Source organism: Micromonospora sp. NPDC005324 (genome assembly GCF_040607155.1).
Lineage (GTDB): Bacteria > Actinomycetota > Actinomycetes > Mycobacteriales > Micromonosporaceae > Micromonospora > Micromonospora trifolii.
This window is the reverse complement of record NZ_JBEXGE010000007.1, coordinates 144,730-159,209: the sequence shown is the minus strand read 5'-3', so window position 1 is coordinate 159,209 and position 14,480 is coordinate 144,730. Positions and strand designations below refer to the sequence as shown.

General features: G+C 72.8%; 12 protein-coding genes. 1 reads left to right on the top strand and 11 read right to left on the bottom strand.

Going from position 1 to position 14,480, the window contains the following annotated elements; all coding sequences use genetic code 11:
* Positions 1–96: 96 nt before the first annotated feature.
* Complete coding sequence (locus ABZS40_RS10045; protein ID WP_354942969.1) at positions 97–1,143, top strand: LCP family protein; 1,047 nt, start codon at positions 97–99, stop codon at positions 1,141–1,143.
* Positions 1,144–1,219: 76 nt separating this feature from the next.
* Here ABZS40_RS10045 and ABZS40_RS10040 read toward each other — a convergent pair whose 3' ends face one another.
* From ABZS40_RS10040 to ABZS40_RS09990, 11 genes are all read right to left on the bottom strand, one after another.
* Positions 1,220–2,083: a TylF/MycF family methyltransferase gene (locus tag ABZS40_RS10040; RefSeq protein WP_354942968.1), complete on the bottom strand. Its 864-nt coding sequence runs from the start codon at positions 2,081–2,083 to the stop codon at positions 1,220–1,222.
* A gap of 87 nt (positions 2,084–2,170) precedes the next feature.
* Positions 2,171–4,177 (bottom strand): hypothetical protein, encoded by a 2,007-nt coding sequence (locus tag ABZS40_RS10035; RefSeq protein WP_354942967.1) that lies wholly within the window; start codon positions 4,175–4,177, stop codon positions 2,171–2,173.
* On the bottom strand, positions 4,177–5,376 hold the full coding sequence (locus ABZS40_RS10030) for a glycosyltransferase (RefSeq protein WP_354942966.1): 1,200 nt from the start codon (positions 5,374–5,376) through the stop codon (positions 4,177–4,179). Before ABZS40_RS10030 ends, ABZS40_RS10035 begins: the two co-directional genes overlap by 1 nt.
* Positions 5,376–6,323 carry a glycosyltransferase family 2 protein gene (locus tag ABZS40_RS10025; RefSeq protein ID WP_354942965.1) on the bottom strand — a complete coding sequence of 316 codons (948 nt, stop codon included), beginning with the start codon at positions 6,321–6,323 and terminating at the stop codon, positions 5,376–5,378. The genes ABZS40_RS10030 and ABZS40_RS10025 overlap by 1 nt, the downstream gene beginning before the upstream one ends.
* Complete coding sequence (locus ABZS40_RS10020) at positions 6,320–7,636, bottom strand: O-antigen ligase family protein (protein WP_354942964.1); 1,317 nt, start codon at positions 7,634–7,636, stop codon at positions 6,320–6,322. The genes ABZS40_RS10025 and ABZS40_RS10020 overlap by 4 nt, the downstream gene beginning before the upstream one ends.
* Complete coding sequence (locus tag ABZS40_RS10015; protein ID WP_354942963.1) at positions 7,633–8,796, bottom strand: glycosyltransferase; 1,164 nt, start codon at positions 8,794–8,796, stop codon at positions 7,633–7,635. The genes ABZS40_RS10020 and ABZS40_RS10015 overlap by 4 nt, the downstream gene beginning before the upstream one ends.
* Positions 8,789–10,096 (bottom strand): glycosyltransferase family 2 protein, encoded by a 1,308-nt coding sequence (locus ABZS40_RS10010; RefSeq protein ID WP_354942962.1) that lies wholly within the window; start codon positions 10,094–10,096, stop codon positions 8,789–8,791. Before ABZS40_RS10010 ends, ABZS40_RS10015 begins: the two co-directional genes overlap by 8 nt.
* A complete protein-coding gene (locus tag ABZS40_RS10005; RefSeq protein ID WP_354942961.1) occupies positions 10,096–10,947 on the bottom strand; it encodes a class I SAM-dependent methyltransferase in 852 nt (283 codons plus the stop codon). The genes ABZS40_RS10010 and ABZS40_RS10005 overlap by 1 nt, the downstream gene beginning before the upstream one ends.
* Positions 10,947–11,795: a class I SAM-dependent methyltransferase gene (locus tag ABZS40_RS10000; protein ID WP_354942960.1), complete on the bottom strand. Its 849-nt coding sequence runs from the start codon at positions 11,793–11,795 to the stop codon at positions 10,947–10,949. The genes ABZS40_RS10005 and ABZS40_RS10000 overlap by 1 nt, the downstream gene beginning before the upstream one ends.
* Entirely contained in the window at positions 11,792–13,357 is a 1,566-nt protein-coding gene (locus ABZS40_RS09995) for an oligosaccharide flippase family protein (RefSeq protein WP_354942959.1), read from the bottom strand. The genes ABZS40_RS10000 and ABZS40_RS09995 overlap by 4 nt, the downstream gene beginning before the upstream one ends.
* Positions 13,350–14,474 carry a sugar transferase gene (locus ABZS40_RS09990; RefSeq protein ID WP_354942958.1) on the bottom strand — a complete coding sequence of 375 codons (1,125 nt, stop codon included), beginning with the start codon at positions 14,472–14,474 and terminating at the stop codon, positions 13,350–13,352. Before ABZS40_RS09990 ends, ABZS40_RS09995 begins: the two co-directional genes overlap by 8 nt.
* Positions 14,475–14,480: the final 6 nt, after the last annotated feature.

Sequence of the window (14,480 nt, the reverse complement as noted above, 5' to 3'; positions counted from 1 at the left end):
TGCTTCATGAGTGGGGCGAGCGGGTGACCCGAACGGCTGCATCCCTTGCCCCGCAACAGGTTCAGCGTCCCGAGAGTTCGTGCAGAGGTGGTCAAGATGGTGACCGGTATCCCCGGCCGCACGGTCACGCCGGCGCCGTCGAGGTGGCGGGCGATGGCCGGCTGGAAGAAGGCAAGCCTCGCCCTGCTCCTGATGTTCGGCGTGCTCTGCGCGGGCCTCGTCACCGTCGGCTTCGGGCTGAAGCACCGGTACGAGAGCAGGGTGCAGCGCGAGGACATCCTCGGCGAGGGCACTCACGACGATCGCCGGTGGGAGTCGGGGCCGCTCAACCTCCTGCTGCTCGGGTCGGACTCCCGTGACGGCGAGCCGGACCAGGCCCTCTACCCCGGGCAGCGGTCGGACACCATCATGCTGGTGCACGTCAACGCCGCGCGGGAGGCGGCCACTGTCGTCTCCATCCCCCGGGACAGCTACGTCGACGTACCCGCGGCGGGGCAGACCTGGGCCGGCGGCCCCAACAAGATCAACGCCGCGTTCGCGTTCGGCGGGGCCGCGCTGGCCGCCGAGACGGTCGCCAAGCTCACCGGGCTACCACTCGACGGCGTGCTGGTGGCCAACTTCGCCGCCGTCCGCAAGCTGGTGGACGCGGTGGAGGGAATCAACGTCTGCCTGCCGTACACCGTCAAGTCCTCGGACACCGGCGTCACCTGGCCCGCCGGCTGCCACGACCTCGACGGCAAGGCGGCCGACGACCTGATGCGGCAGCGGCACGGCGTGCCCGGCGGCGACTTCGGCCGCATCTACGACCAGCAGCTCGTGGTACGCGCCCTGGCCGAGCGGGTCACCGCGACGAGTCTGCTCACCAGCCCGGCCCGACTCGACCGGGTGCTCACCACAGCGGCCGAATCGCTCATCGTCGACCGCGACCTGAACCTGACCGACCTCGCCCTCGTGCTGCGCAAGGTGAAGCCGGAGACGGTCCAGTTCGTCACCGTGCCGTTCAGTGACGCGAACCTCCAGACCCCGGCCGGGTCCTCGGTGCGGTTGGACGAGGTCCGGGCCCCGGCGCTCTTCGCCGCCCTGCGCGAGGACCGGGTGGCGCAGTGGCTCGCGGCCAATCCGCAGACACCGCCGGCCAACTGAGCGCCGACCACGGGCACGAAGACGGCGGGTGGGAGGTCGCAGGACCTTTCACCCGCCGTCTGTGTCGAAACGCGCCCTAGCGCGACCGCCGCCAGTAGCGGCAGGTCCAGTCCACCTGGTGCAGCTCGTCCTCGATGCCGTGCTCGGCGCGGAAGTCGTCGACGGCCTGCTTGCAGCCGCGTACCGCGTGGTAGTCGTCGATGATCACGTAGCCTCCGACGGAGAGCTTCGGGTAGAGCGAGCGCAGCGCCACCATCGTCGAGTCGTACAGGTCCCCGTCGAGACGCATCACCGAGATCTGCTCCACCGGCGCGGTCGGCAGGGTGTCCGAGAACCAGCCCTTGAGGAACCGGACCTGGTCGTCGAGCAGCCCGTACCGCTCGAAGTTCGCCTTCACCTGCTCCAACGACACCGCCAGGAAGGGCACCTGCCAGAGCGCGTCCTCGACGTCCTCGACCCGGTGGGCAGCCGGCTTCGGCAGGCCGCGGAACGAGTCCGCGACCCACACCGTCCGGTCCCGGTCGCCGTAGGCGCGCAGCATCCCGCGCATGAAGATGACCGCCCCACCCCGCCACACGCCGGTCTCGATGAGGTCGCCGGGCACGCCCCGCTCCAACACGTCCTTGACGCACCGCTCCAGGTTGTCCAACCGACGCAGCCCGATCATGGTCTCGGCCTCCGGCGGCCAGTCCCGGCCGGTGGCCCGCGCCTCCTCGTCGAAGGGGAACTGGAGCACCAGCTCCAGGCCCTTGCGTTGCAGCAGGTGCCGGCCGCGCTGGAGGATCCGGCCGTGCAGGGACCCCTGGCGTGGGTGGTAGGGCATCCACGTCTCGCGGAAGACGTAGCGGGTCAACGCCTTCTTGAGCAGATCGCAGTAGAGGGCGCGGGGGTCGTCCAGCGACGGCTCGGACGTCTGTGTCGGTAGCAACATCTCACTCATCGGCCTATCTCCTTGTCAGTGTCGTTTGTAGCCAGCTGGGCGGCCCGCCTGTCGTGGGTGGGCCGCCGACCGTTGCTTCGGCCGTCGTCAGCCCCAGCGATCGGCGTCGCCGACGGCTACCGCCCGCCGCAGGACGACGGGCCCGGTGGAGGGTTGTTGCCCGCTCGGCCGCCCGGCGGCCATCAGCTCCTGCCCGAAGACCGGCCAGCGGTCCGCGAGGTCGGCCATCGGGGCGTCCGGGGACGGCTCCGGCAGCGCTGCCTCCGCCACCGGCGGCCGCCAGGCCGTCTCGGGCCGGGCCAACGGTCGGCCGAGAACACCCACCACGGCGGGACTGCCGCCCCAGGCCGGAGCCGCGGGCTCGGGCTCGGGCTGGGCGGTGGGCGTCGGCACCGGCTCGGGCTCGGTCCGGTCCGGGACATCCGTCACCACCGGGTTCGGCTGGGTGACCGCATCCTCGATCCGGGTCGGCCCGGCCGGCGCCTCCGGGGCCGCCACGGTGCCGACCGGAGTACGTCCGGCCGCCGTGCTCTCGACCGGCTGACGGTCGACCGGCTTGCGTTCGACGGGCTTGTGGTCGACCGTCGTGCCGTCGACCGTCCTGCCCTCGACGGTCCTGCCGGCCGCGGCCGGCTCACCCGAGCTCTGTCGACGGTGCCGTCCGGGTGGTCCGGACTTGTCCTCGACCAGGGCGCTGACCAGCTCACGGATGACCGCGCCCTGGGCGCCCGCCTTCGTCGCCGGCAGCGCCAGGGCATCCTGGGCCGCACCCGGCACCAGGGCCGGTTGCTCGCTGCTCGGCCGGTGATCCGTGCGGGACACCGCCCCGATCACCACGACACCGGCCAGCGGAAGCCCGAGCTGTTGCACGAGCCGGGCCGCCCGGGTGCTGTCGTCCAGGTTCGTCCGGCCGGAGCGGACGACCAGCAGCACGCCGTCCGCGTGCTGGGCGAACGCCGAGATCTCCCGTCCGGCCAGGATCGGCGGCGCGTGGACGATCACGCAGTCCTCGTCCTCGCCCAGCGCGTTGAGCAGCCCGCCCAGCTCGTGCAGGGCCTCCGTGTCGGCGCCCTCGCGGGGCTCGGCCGGCAGCACGGTCAGGGTGGGGAAGTCGACCAGGCGCACCGGCGGGCACTTCTGGGCCAGCACCTGCTGCCAGGTGTGCGGCGCCTCCGGGAAGTGGCCCGACAGCACCGGGTCCCGTACCGCCCCGTCCACCAGCGTGGCTCGACAGTGCTCGTCGGCCATGCCGAGACCGAGCAGGGCTGTCACCAACGCCTTGCCGTCGTCGTCGTGGGCGCTGGTGACCAGCAGCCGTCGACGGGGCAGGGGAGCGGTGAGCACACTGAGCGTCGAGATCGTGGCGCGTACCGCGTCGGCGACGTCGGTGCGGGCGTACAGCGCGGCGGCGTGATGGCGGGCGAAGCGGCGCGGCAGCTTCGGCAGCACCCCGATTACCGGCAGGCCCAGGCGCGCCTCGATCTGGCCGATGTCGCGCAGCCGGCTGTCGAACCTGTCGCGCAGGATGGTCGCGCCCCAGCCGGCCAGCAGCCCGGCCAGGGCCCCGAGCACGCCGTTGAGCAGCGGCTTCGGGAAGGCCGGCCGGGCCGGCGGGCTGGCGGTGTCCAGCACCCGCGCGTTGATGCTGGTGGAGCCGCCCATGTCCAGCCGGCCCAGCTGTTGGCTGACGGCGCGGGAGGCGGCGTTCGCGATCGCGGCGGCCTGCGTACCGGTGCCGGCGCTCGCGTGCACGGTGATGATCTGGAGACCGAGTTCGTACTCGCCGCTGACGTGACCGAGCACCGCCCGCTCGGGCAGTTGCAGCGAACGCGCCGCTTCCAGCGCGACCTCCCGGGAACCGACCAGTCGGGCGATGGTGGGCGTGAGGTTCTGCGCGAGGGCCAGGTCCACCGGTCGGTCCTCGTCGGTCTGCTCGGCGCTGACCAGCACGGAGGCCTCCGCCTCGTAGCGCGCCGGGAGGAGCTGGGTCACTCCCTGGGCGGCGGCCAGGCCCGCGCACAGGCCGAGCAGTGGTACGCCCACCCGGCGCCAGGAGGCACCGAGCAGACCCTTGACATCTATCGACGCGCTCATCAGGCGATCGCCTCTCTGGTTGGGTGCCCGGCCTCGGCGGGCGATGTGCGCAGCGACCGGGCCGGGGACCGCAGTCCGCGCCAGGTCGTGCAGAGGGTGTCGGCGATGCGGTCCCAGCCGAACTCGGCGCCGGCGCGGGCCAGCCCACGGTTGGCCAACTGGCCGGCGAGTGCGGGATCGTCGCGCAGCCGCGCGAGGCGGGCGGCGAGCGCGGAGACGTCGCCGGCCGGAAAGACGAGACCGGCGTCGCCCACCACGTAGGGGATCTCGCCGACGTCGCTGCCCACGACGGGTACGCCACACGCCATCGCCTCGACCAGCACCCGGCCGAACTGCTCGCGCAGCGGAATGCCGATCCACGGCAGGGTGTTGCGCTGCACCACCTCGACCGACGGCATCGCCAACACGTCCATGTCGTTCAGCAGCGTGGGCAGCTCGGCGTGGCCGGCCCAGCCGTGCCGGTGCACCCGGCCCGGTCGGCGCGCGGCCGCCCGCGCGATGTCGTCGCCGAGGCTGCCGTCCCCGACCAGCGACACGTCGCAGTCGATCAGCTCGGCGGCGCGCAGCAGGTCGACCACCCCCTTGTGCGGCTCGAACCGCCCGACGAACCCGACAGTGAACGGGCGGGCGGCCGGATCGGTGGGCAGTGGCCGGAACATCCGGGTGTCCACGCCGAGCGGCACGATCGTGGCCGGGCCCCGGTAGCCCTTGATCCGCAGCACGTTCAGCGCCGCGGGCGTGATCGGGAACGCGTGGTCGACGGACAGGTAGGACTGTCGCTCGATCCGGGGGAACGGCACCGGAAACCGGGTGACCACGTTCTGCGCGGCGTACAGCGTGGTGGGCACTCCGGCCCAGCAGCGTTGACGCAGCCGCAGGGCCTGCCAGGTGGTGAGGTACGCGGCCTCGCCGATGACGTGCAGGATGTCCGGGCGGGCGGTGGTCACGTCGTGCTGGCCGGGCAGCCGGAACAGCACCGAGGCCATGTGCCCGGTCAACGACTCACCGAGCAGGTGCGGAACGATGTGGTACCGCAGCCTTCGGTGTCGGCGGGCCAACCGGGCCAGTTCGCGTCGGGTCGCCGGGGACACGTCCGCGGCGAGCACGGTGAGGGTGACGTCCGGCTGTTCGCACAGGACGTCGAACAGGTCCGTCCAGTGTTCGGTGCGCTTGCCGACGACAGTTGTCAGGACGTGCATCACGCTCCTCCTCTCGTCTCAGGTCGGGTGACAGCGATTCGGCCGACGCGGGTCCAGGCCCGCAGCCGGGCCGTCCCGGCTCGGGGTTGCACCGGCATCCGCGCCCCGGCCAGTCCGATACCGATCAGCGCGCGCAGCAGCACCACGCCGCGTACCGCGCGTAGGGTGCCGGAGCGGTGGCGGGCGAAGAACCGCAGCATGCTGCGGTACAGGTGGGGCCAGATCCAGGCCGGGTCGGAGCTGCTCGCCCCGCCGGTGTGCACGGCGGTCACCGAGGGCACGTACAGCACCTCGGCGCCGCGCCGGGCCGCCTGGAGGCACAGCTCCTCGTCCTCGTAGTACAGGAAGTAGCCCTCGTCGAGGCCGCCGATCGCCACGAACAGCTCGCGACGCACCGCCAGGCAGGCACCGGAGAGCCAGTCCACGGCCACCGGCTGCGCCCCGCGCACACAGGCGTCGTACGCGGCGCGGCGCTGCCGGCCGCTGAGCAGCCGCCGTAGCGAGACCGGCACCAGCGACCCACCGAACCGGCTGGCCAGCACCGTGGCGAGGGATTCGAACCGGTGGGCGCTGATCGCGACCCGGCCGTGCGCGTCGGTGAGCCGTGGTCCCGCGATGCCCACCGACGGTCGGTCGCGCAGGACCCGGACCAGTTCCGCCACCGCGCCGGGGGTGACCACGCAGTCCGGGTTGACCAGGAGCACGACGTCGGTGTCGACCCCGGCCGCGGCCCGGTTCACGGCGGTGGCGAACCCGGTGTTGGTGGGGCTGGCGAGGACCGTCACCTCCGGGAAGCGGCTTCGGACGAGGTCGAGCGTGCCGTCGGTGGAGGCGTTGTCCGCCAGTCGCACCGGCACCTGCGCCTGCCGTAGCGCGGTCAGGGCGGCGACGATCTGTCCCGCCGAGTTGTGGGTGACCACCACGGCGGTGGCGTCGGCCGCGCTCATGCCGCCACACCCGTTCGGGTCAGAGCGCCGCGCAGCAGCGGAGGCCGGGCGGGTCGCCGCAGCCGCGCCCCCTCGTGATGTGCCGTGAGGAGGGTCAGCGCCGGCAGCAGACCCAGCTCCCAGTGCCCGTCGGTCGGCGCCGCGAAGAGGGCGGCGGCCAGGAAACCGCAGGACAGCGCCGCGAAGGGCAGCGCGATCCCGTCCCGACTGCGCAGGCCGACGCGGATGCTGCGCAGGATCGGCCAGAGGACCAGCAGGAGCCCGACCAGCCCGAGGTTGGCAAGCACTGTGACGTAGAAGGCGTGGTACACCGGCCCCACGTCGGTGAAGGTGAAGCCGGACAGGTAGATGTCCGGCGTGGTCTGTCCGAGGCCGGCCCCGACCAGCGGTTGGTCGGCGAAGACGCCCAGGCCGACCTCGGACTCCACCCCCCGGTAACCGGCGGACTGCTCGAACCCCTTGGTGATCTCCGTGGCCCGCTCCCGTACCCCTGGTTGCAGGGCGAGGATCGCGGCCACCGCGACCGCCGCCGCGGCGGTCGCCGCCAGGCCGGTCCGGACCGTGCGCCCGCCGCGAACCAGCATGATCAGCCCGGTCAGCGCCGCGGCGAGCCAGATCCCCCGGTACGACGCGAGGAGCACGTCGACGGCGAAGAACCCGCCAAGCAGGAGGGCGCCGGCCCGACGCCAACCCCGCACCCGGCCGGCGATCCAGATCAGCGCGGGGATGGCCATGAGGGTGATGAGCCCGCCGTGCCGCCCCGGTGCCGCCACCGAGATGGCGGTGAAGAGCCCCGCCAGCACCACGTACAGGATGCCTGCGGCCAGGATCCGACGGGGCGTGGTGAGGGTGTGGGTGGCGACGAAGAAGTACACCGGGATCGTGGCCACCTGGTACGCGGCGACCAGCACCTCCGCCGGGAGGTTGCCGACGGCCAGACCGTAGGTGGCCGCCACGACTGTCAATGCGACCAGGACCAGCATCCCCACGTCGGCGGCGGTGCGCCGGGTGCCCCGCTCCGCCCCGAGCCAGTGACGGGCGGCCAGCGCGGCGCCGCCGGCGGCCAGCAGCAGGACCTTCACCGCGATGTAGCCGCGCACGTCGCCGCCGCTGAGCAGTGCGCCGACCACGGCGCCGCCGATGATGCCGACCGGCAGTACGGCCCAGGGCCAGAGCAGGAACGCGCCGAAACACAGCACTCCGATGGCGGCGGCCAGGCCGACCGGCCCGGGCAGCAGGGTTACCACTGTCACGACTCCGCCCAGCGCGGCTCCGGCGAGCACCACACCGGGCGCGACGATCGGCACTCTCATCGCGGCAACCCCGCCAACAGGGAACGCAGCTGGACGCCCCGTACCGACCAGCTGTTGCGGGTGGCGACCTCCCGGCGTCGGGCGGCGTCCTCGGGCGTGCCGGCGCGGTCCAGCGCGTCGGCCAGGGCCGCGGCGAAGCTCGGCGGGTCGGCGGCGAGGGCGATGGTGTCGCCCAGTGCCCGCAGCGCCGGCAGCGGCGTCGCGACGACGGGCTTGCCCAGCGCCAGGTATTCGTAGCACTTCTTCGGGTGCACGTAGTCGATCAGCCCACCGACCCGGTAGGGAATGATGGTGACGTCGCAGGCCCGCAGGATGCCCGGCACGTCCGCGAAGCGGACGGCGTCGACCAGCACCACGTTGGACAGCCCGGCGAGCGGGGCACGACCGGCTCGGGTGGACGGGCCGATCAGCACGAACGTCCACTCCGGGTGGGCGCGCGCCACCGCGGCCACCAGGTCCGCGTCGAAGGCCCGTGTGTCGACCGCCCCGCTGTAGCCGATCAGTGGTCGGCGCAGGCTGAGCAACCAGGGCGCGACAGGGCCGTCCGGCGAGAAGCGGTCCGGGTCGCATCCGTTGGCCAGCACCACAGGTGCCGGGTGGGAGGCGGGCATCCGGTCGGGTAGCGCGCTGGAGGAGGCGAGGACGAGGTCGGCGGCGCCGACGGCGCTGCGCAGCGCTCGGCGCAGGTGCCGACGGTTCCAGGGCCGGGTGAACGTCCAGTCCAGGTCGGTGGCGTCGTAGACGACGGCGGACGCGTCCAGCCGGGCGGCGACCGGCGCGGCCAGGTCCTCGTCCAGCCACAGCAGTCGTACGGATGCCTCCCGCCGCTGGAACCAGCGGCGCAGCACCCGCGCGGCGAGCCAGCGGTTGACCCGGTTGACCGGAGGCAGGTGCCGGCCGAACGGCAGCAGCGCCGGCGCGGCGCACTGCCACAGACCGTCGGCCACCTGCCGGGCCTGGACCCGCCAGCGCGGGAGGTGCCCGGCCGGGTCGACGAAGAGCACCCGATGGTCGACGGTCAGCTCGCGGGCCAGCGCGTGCTGCCGGTGGGCCCCGTTCGCCCACTGAGTGCCGCTGAAGATGACCACCCAGCCGCGGTCGTCGGTGGGCGACACGACCGCTGCGGCCGCCGGTCGCAGGGTGGTGGTGTGCTCAGCCACGGCCCGACCGCTCCATCGGACGTGGCGCTGCGGCGGGCAGCAACTCGTCCTCGCCGAGGCGGCCGAGCACCGGGCGGGCACGCTCGTCGTCGAGCCGCAGCAGACGGGCGCCGGCGTGCCGGTCCAGCCAACCACGCAGCGCACCGGCCGCGATCCGCCGGTTGATCCAGTTGACCAGCGGCACCGCATTACCCAGCGGCAGCGCTGTCGGTGCGACGGCGTGCCAGGCCGCCGAGCCGATCGGGGTCACCTCGCACCGCCAGCGCGGCCGGCGTCCCGGCGGGTCGACGAAGAGCAACCGTTGTCCGGGAGCCAACTGCCCCAGCACCGTCGAATGCCCGTCAACGGACCATCGGGTCCGGCTGAACAGCACCACCCAGTCGCGGGTGTCACCGTCGGGCAGCGGACCGACGTCGCCGCGCAGCGCGGCGAGCAGGTCGCCCAGACCCAGCTGTACGGATCGACCGAAGAGCCGCTTGACCAGGTGGTCGACGAGCAGCACGGCCCGGAACACCGGCAACCGGGAACGGGGCTGGGTCAGCCGCAGATACCCGACCAGGCTGCCCAGCAGGTGTCGGAAGCGGATGGTCGGCCCGAGCAGGCGGCAGGACGCGCCCCGGCTGTGCGTCACCACCGCGTCCGGGAGCATCCACAGCTGGTGCCCGGCCTGGTCGAGTTGCCGCGCGAGGACCGCGTCGTTCCAGTAGACGGGGAACGTCTCGTCGAAGATGGTCTGCTGTCCGAGCACCGCGCGGCGCAGCAGCATGCAGCTGCCCGAGGCGAGTTGCCGGGGGCGGCTGAAGTCCTCGCCGCGCATCTGGAAGTGGTGCAGCGCCTGGCGGAACCCGGGCAGTCGGCGCAGCGCGGTCACCAGCGCGATGGTGGCGACGAAGCTGGGCTGTTGGACGTAGTGCTGCTGGAAGGTGCCGTCCGGGTTGAGGTACAGCGGGCTGACCCCGGCCACGTCCGGACGCTCCCGCAGGTGGTCGACCATGCGGGTCAGCGCGCCCGGGTGGAACCGGATGTCGCTGTTGAGCAGCAGGATCAGCTGCCCGTTGGCCCGGCGGTACGCCTGGTTGACGGCGGCGGCGAACCCGGTGTTGTGGTTGTTGCGGATCAGCCGGACCCGGGGTTGGTCGGCGAGCAGGTCGGCCGAGCCGTCGGACGAGCCGTTGTCGACGGCCACCACCTCGTAGTCCAGGTCGGGGTCGGCGGTCGACGCCAGCGACTCCAGGCACTGCCGGGTCTGCTCGCGGGTGTTCCAGCTGACCAGCAGCACCGACAGCAGCGGGGCTCCCATCACGACACCGCCCGGTCGTCGCGGCGGGCGAAGATCCGCAGCAGGTCGCCGAGTTGTGGGTGCGTCACCCGGGGCGAGCGGCTGGCGGCGACGTCGGCGACCAGCAGATTGCGGGCGTTGCGCAGCCGCGCCGCCGGCTGCCAGTAGAACCGGGAGAAGACCGTGTCGTGGGAGATCACGCGGAACCCGGACTCCACAAGCATCCGGCTCAGCGTGTCCGGGGTGAAGTGCCAGCGGTGGTACGCGGGAGCGATAGCGGGCCAGTCGGTGCCGAGTCGGTGGGCGGCGGCGGAGGCGATGTTGGGTACTTCGAGGGCGAGCCAGCCGCCGGGGGTGAGGGCGGTGTGCGCGGCGCGGAGGAAGGCGCGGGGGTCTTCGACGTGTTCGAGGACGTGGAAGGCGCAGACGACGTCGGCGGTGACTGTGGGTGCGATGGTTTCGAAGTAGCCCTGGCGTACGGGCATGTGGAGGTGGTCGCGGGCGAAGCTGGCGGCGGCGTGGCTGACCTCGATGCCGCTGGCGGTGATCCCGGCGCGGTGGGCGGCTTCGAGGAAGTAACCGCCGGCGCAGCCGGCTTCGAGCAGGACTGTGGGGTGGACGCCGGACAGCAGCCAGCGCAAGCGTCGGCTCGCCTCGAACCGGCGCTGAGCGGCGGAGGCGAAGTAGTCCTGGTACCCGTCCGTCGTGTAGTAGGCCTCGTCGTACAGCTCCTCCGGTGCCGGGGCGCTGCCAGCGGTCCACACGAAGCCGCAGTCCGGGCAGCTCCACAGCAGCTCGCCGAGGGTCGGCGAGTGCCCACCGGCGCGGCCGCAGAGCTGGCAGCGGACCAGCTCGATCCCATCCAGTTTCATCAGGTGCTCCGTCCGGTTCGTGGCGCCCGGGCGATCACCCGGAGTAGGTCGCCGAGGCGTGGGTGGGTCAGCCGCGGTGAGCGGAGCCCGAGTACGTCGGCGGGGAGTAGATGTCGTGCGTGCCGCAGGCGGTAGGCGAGCGGCATGTAGTAGCGGAAGACAGTGGTGTCCTGCCGGACCACCTCGAAGCCGAGGTCGGTCACCAGCCGGACCAGGGTGTCGGGGGTGAAGTGCCAGCGGTGGTAGCGCGGTTGCAGGCCCGGCCATTCGGTGCCGAGTCGGTGGGCGGCGGCGGAGGCGATGTTGGGTACTTCGAGGGCGAGCCAGCCGCCGGGGGTGAGGGCGGTGTGCGCGGCGTGCAGGAAGGCGCGGGGGTCTTCGACGTGTTCGAGGACGTGGAAGGCGCAGACGACGTCGGCGGTGACTGTGGGTGCGATGGTTTCGAAGTAGCCCTGGCGTACGGGCATGTGGAGGTGGTCGCGGGCGAAGCTGGCGGCGGCGTGGCTGACCTCGATGCCGCTGGCGGTGATCCCGGCGCGGTGGGCGGCTTCGAGGAAGTACCCGCCGGCGGGACCGGCTTCGAGCAGCACCGTGGGGCGGACGGTGGAGAGCAGCCAGCGCAGCCGCCGCCGTGCCTCGAACCGACGTGGCGCGGCCCGGAAGTAGTCGTCGTAACCGCCCTCGGCGAAGTAGTCCTCGTCGTAGCGCCCGTCCTCGGTGGCCTGCTCCTGCGCGGTCCAGCTGAAGCCGCAGCCTTCGCAGCGGCGCAGCAGCCCACCGAGTTGGGGCAGGTGGGCCTGCCGTGGCCCACACAGCACGCACCGCGCGGTGCGGTGGTCGACGCTCATCGCGGACCACCGGTGCTCGGCGACAACACGGCCGTCGGCGCGCGCAGCAGCCGGTGCAGTCGCATCCGGTCGCTCGCGCCGACGTGTCCGCCGGCGATCAGCAGCGTGCCGGCGACGAGCACTGTCAGACCCGCCCGGGTGGACACCGCGAGGGCGGCGTCGAGTCGTCCCGGACCGTCCGGCAGGAACTGACTGGCCGCCGCCGTGACCAACCCGGCCGCGACGGCCGCGGCGAGCGGCGGCCAGATCGCCCGCGCCAGCGGGGCCAGCGGCCGGGCCGTGGCGGTGTGGAAGTAGACCAGGAAGTACCCGGTGCTGAGCACCACCGCCAGCGCTGTCGACAGCGGTACGCCGAGCGGCCCGCACAGCAGCAGCATCGGCACGGTCAGGGCCAGGTTGAGGACGACGGAGAGCAGCACGTACCGCGTCTCCAACCCGGGCCGGCCCTCGGCGCGGGCGGCGATCGTCGCCGCCCCGGTGATCAGGTTGAGGGCGTACGCGGGCGCGAGGATCATGATGTTCGCCGCGGCCCAGGGAACGTCGTGGCCCAGCCAGAGCCGGACCAGCGGATCGGCGCTGACCATCAGCGCCGCGGTGGCCGGGGCCAGGAACAGCGCGAGGTAGCGGGTGGCGGCCAGGTAGAACCGGTCCAGCCAGCCGGTGCCCCGGGCCACGGTGCGGGCGACCGCCGCGGGGAACAGCACGATGAGGGCGAAACCCGGGGGCAGGCGGAGCAGGTTGAGCAGGCGACTGCCCAGGTCGAAACCGCCGGCCACGGCGGGGCCGAAGGCGCCACCGAGCACGAGGCGGTCGAGCTCCACATTGACCATGCCGGCGCCACTGGAAACCTGCACCCGCAGGCCGTAGCCGCCGATCCGGCGGATGTCGGCCAGGTCCGTTGGTCCCCACCGTGGGGACAGGTCCGGGCATTGGCGGTGGGTCGTCGCGGCGAGCAGGAGTGTGCGGATCACCCCGGTCGCGGCGGCCGAGGCGGCCAACGCCACCAGGCCGCCGCCGAGGCGTACCACCAGAATGGCAAGGACGGCCGCGAGGATCGCGGTGCCGGCGCTGATCGCGGCGAGCGAACCGTACCGTTGGCCGCCTTCGAGCACGGCCCGCCACGGCAGCTCCACGGCGCCGGCCACCAGGCCGACGACCAGCCAGAGGGTGGCCTGCCACGCCTCGTCGGCCAGGTCACCGAGGCGCAGCAGCCCGACGAGCCACGGCCAGCAGGCACCGAGCGCCCCCACTGTGAGCACGCCCAGCAGCACGGCCCAGCCCAGCCCCAGCCCGAGCAGCCGGCGTACCAGGTCCCGGTCGGCCGCGCTCTCGGCTCGGGCCACCTCGCGGACCAGTGCGGAGCCGAGCCCGAGGTCGATCAGGGCGGCCATCGCCAGCAGGCCGGCGAGCACGACCCAGATCCCGAACTCCCGCGGCCCGAGCCGCTGGTAGATGACTGGCACCGAGACCAGCCCGGACACCGCCATGATCACCCGCGCGGCCAGCATGCTGGCCGTGTTGCGGGTGACCCGGGTTTCGACAGCGTGGGTCGCGTCAGCCACGGGGGAACCCCCGGAACAGCTCGACCACTGTCAGCAGGAGCAGGGTCAGGTCGACCCGCATGGAGCGGCAGTTGAGGTAGAGCAGGTCACAGCGGAGCTTGTCCTCGACGGTGGCCGCGTATCCGCCGGTGAGCTGCGCGATGCCGGTCAGCCCCGGTCGGATCAGGTGCCGCAGGTCGTAGTCGGGCAGCCGGCCGAAGCCGGCGATGAACTCCGGTCGTTCCGGGCGGGGCCCGACGAGGCTCATCTCGCCGCGCAGCACGTTCCAGAGCTGGGGCAACTCGTCCAGCCGGGACCGTCGTAGCCAGCGACCCAATCGGGTGATCCGGACGTCGTCCGGCAGGGCCAGGACCGGGCCGGTGGTCTGCTCGGCGCCGACCCGCATGGTCCGGAACTTGACCACCCGGAACAGCCGGCCACCGGTGCCGACGCGTTGCTGGAGGTAGAACGGCGGGCCGGTGAACGACACCACGGCGGCGATCACCGCGATCAGCGGGATCACCACGGCGGCGCTGAGCAGGATCACGCTGAGGTCGAAGAACCGCTTCAGCCGCTCGCCACGGGGGCGGCCGGCGCCACCGGACCCCAGCCGAATCCAGGGCAGCCCACCGAAGCGCGCCATCGCGGGTGCCCGTAGCAGACCGTAGACGGGGCGGGCCAGCACCATGATCTCGACGCCGGCACTCATGCACCTGGTGATGATGCGGTCGTCGACGCTCTCCAGGGAGTGCTTGAGCAACAGGAGTCGAGGGCGGACGCTGGCCAGCACCCTGGCGAGTTCCTCGGCGCAGGCCGGCACCGGGAGTCGGACGGCCACGTCGAACTCCTCGTCGAGGCGGTCGGGCGTGGTGGCCGCGTCGTTCGCCTCGAGCACCACCACGCGGGCCCGCCGTCGGTGCTGGTCGGACCGGGTGGTGGCCTGCTCGTGTCGGTCGAACAACTCGTGGAGCTGGAGCGGGATTTCCGGGCGCTGTCGCGTGTCGGACCTCGGTGTCGTGGCGAGGTCGTGCGGTGTCGCGCTGTCGTTGCCCGGCATCGGAGCTGAGTCCGCGGTCACGGGTCCCGGGATCTTTCTCAACGCGCCGACCTCCTTCTCCGTCAGGTCCTTCGAGGGCATGCGGGG

Excerpts from the sequence above, each read along its gene's own strand:
- ABZS40_RS10045 (WP_354942969.1), top strand. The coding sequence starts at position 97 with ATGGTGACCGGTATCCCCGGCCGCACGGTCACGCCGGCGCCGTCGAGG.
- ABZS40_RS10040 (WP_354942968.1), bottom strand. The coding sequence starts at position 2,083 with ATGAGTGAGATGTTGCTACCGACACAGACGTCCGAGCCGTCGCTGGAC.
- ABZS40_RS10035 (WP_354942967.1), bottom strand. The coding sequence starts at position 4,177 with ATGAGCGCGTCGATAGATGTCAAGGGTCTGCTCGGTGCCTCCTGGCGC.
- ABZS40_RS10030 (WP_354942966.1), bottom strand. The coding sequence starts at position 5,376 with ATGCACGTCCTGACAACTGTCGTCGGCAAGCGCACCGAACACTGGACG.
- ABZS40_RS10025 (WP_354942965.1), bottom strand. The coding sequence starts at position 6,323 with ATGAGCGCGGCCGACGCCACCGCCGTGGTGGTCACCCACAACTCGGCG.
- ABZS40_RS10020 (WP_354942964.1), bottom strand. The coding sequence starts at position 7,636 with ATGAGAGTGCCGATCGTCGCGCCCGGTGTGGTGCTCGCCGGAGCCGCG.
- ABZS40_RS10010 (WP_354942962.1), bottom strand. The coding sequence starts at position 10,096 with ATGGGAGCCCCGCTGCTGTCGGTGCTGCTGGTCAGCTGGAACACCCGC.
- ABZS40_RS10005 (WP_354942961.1), bottom strand. The coding sequence starts at position 10,947 with ATGAAACTGGATGGGATCGAGCTGGTCCGCTGCCAGCTCTGCGGCCGC.
- ABZS40_RS10000 (WP_354942960.1), bottom strand. The coding sequence starts at position 11,795 with ATGAGCGTCGACCACCGCACCGCGCGGTGCGTGCTGTGTGGGCCACGG.
- ABZS40_RS09990 (WP_354942958.1), bottom strand. The coding sequence starts at position 14,474 with ATGCCCTCGAAGGACCTGACGGAGAAGGAGGTCGGCGCGTTGAGAAAG.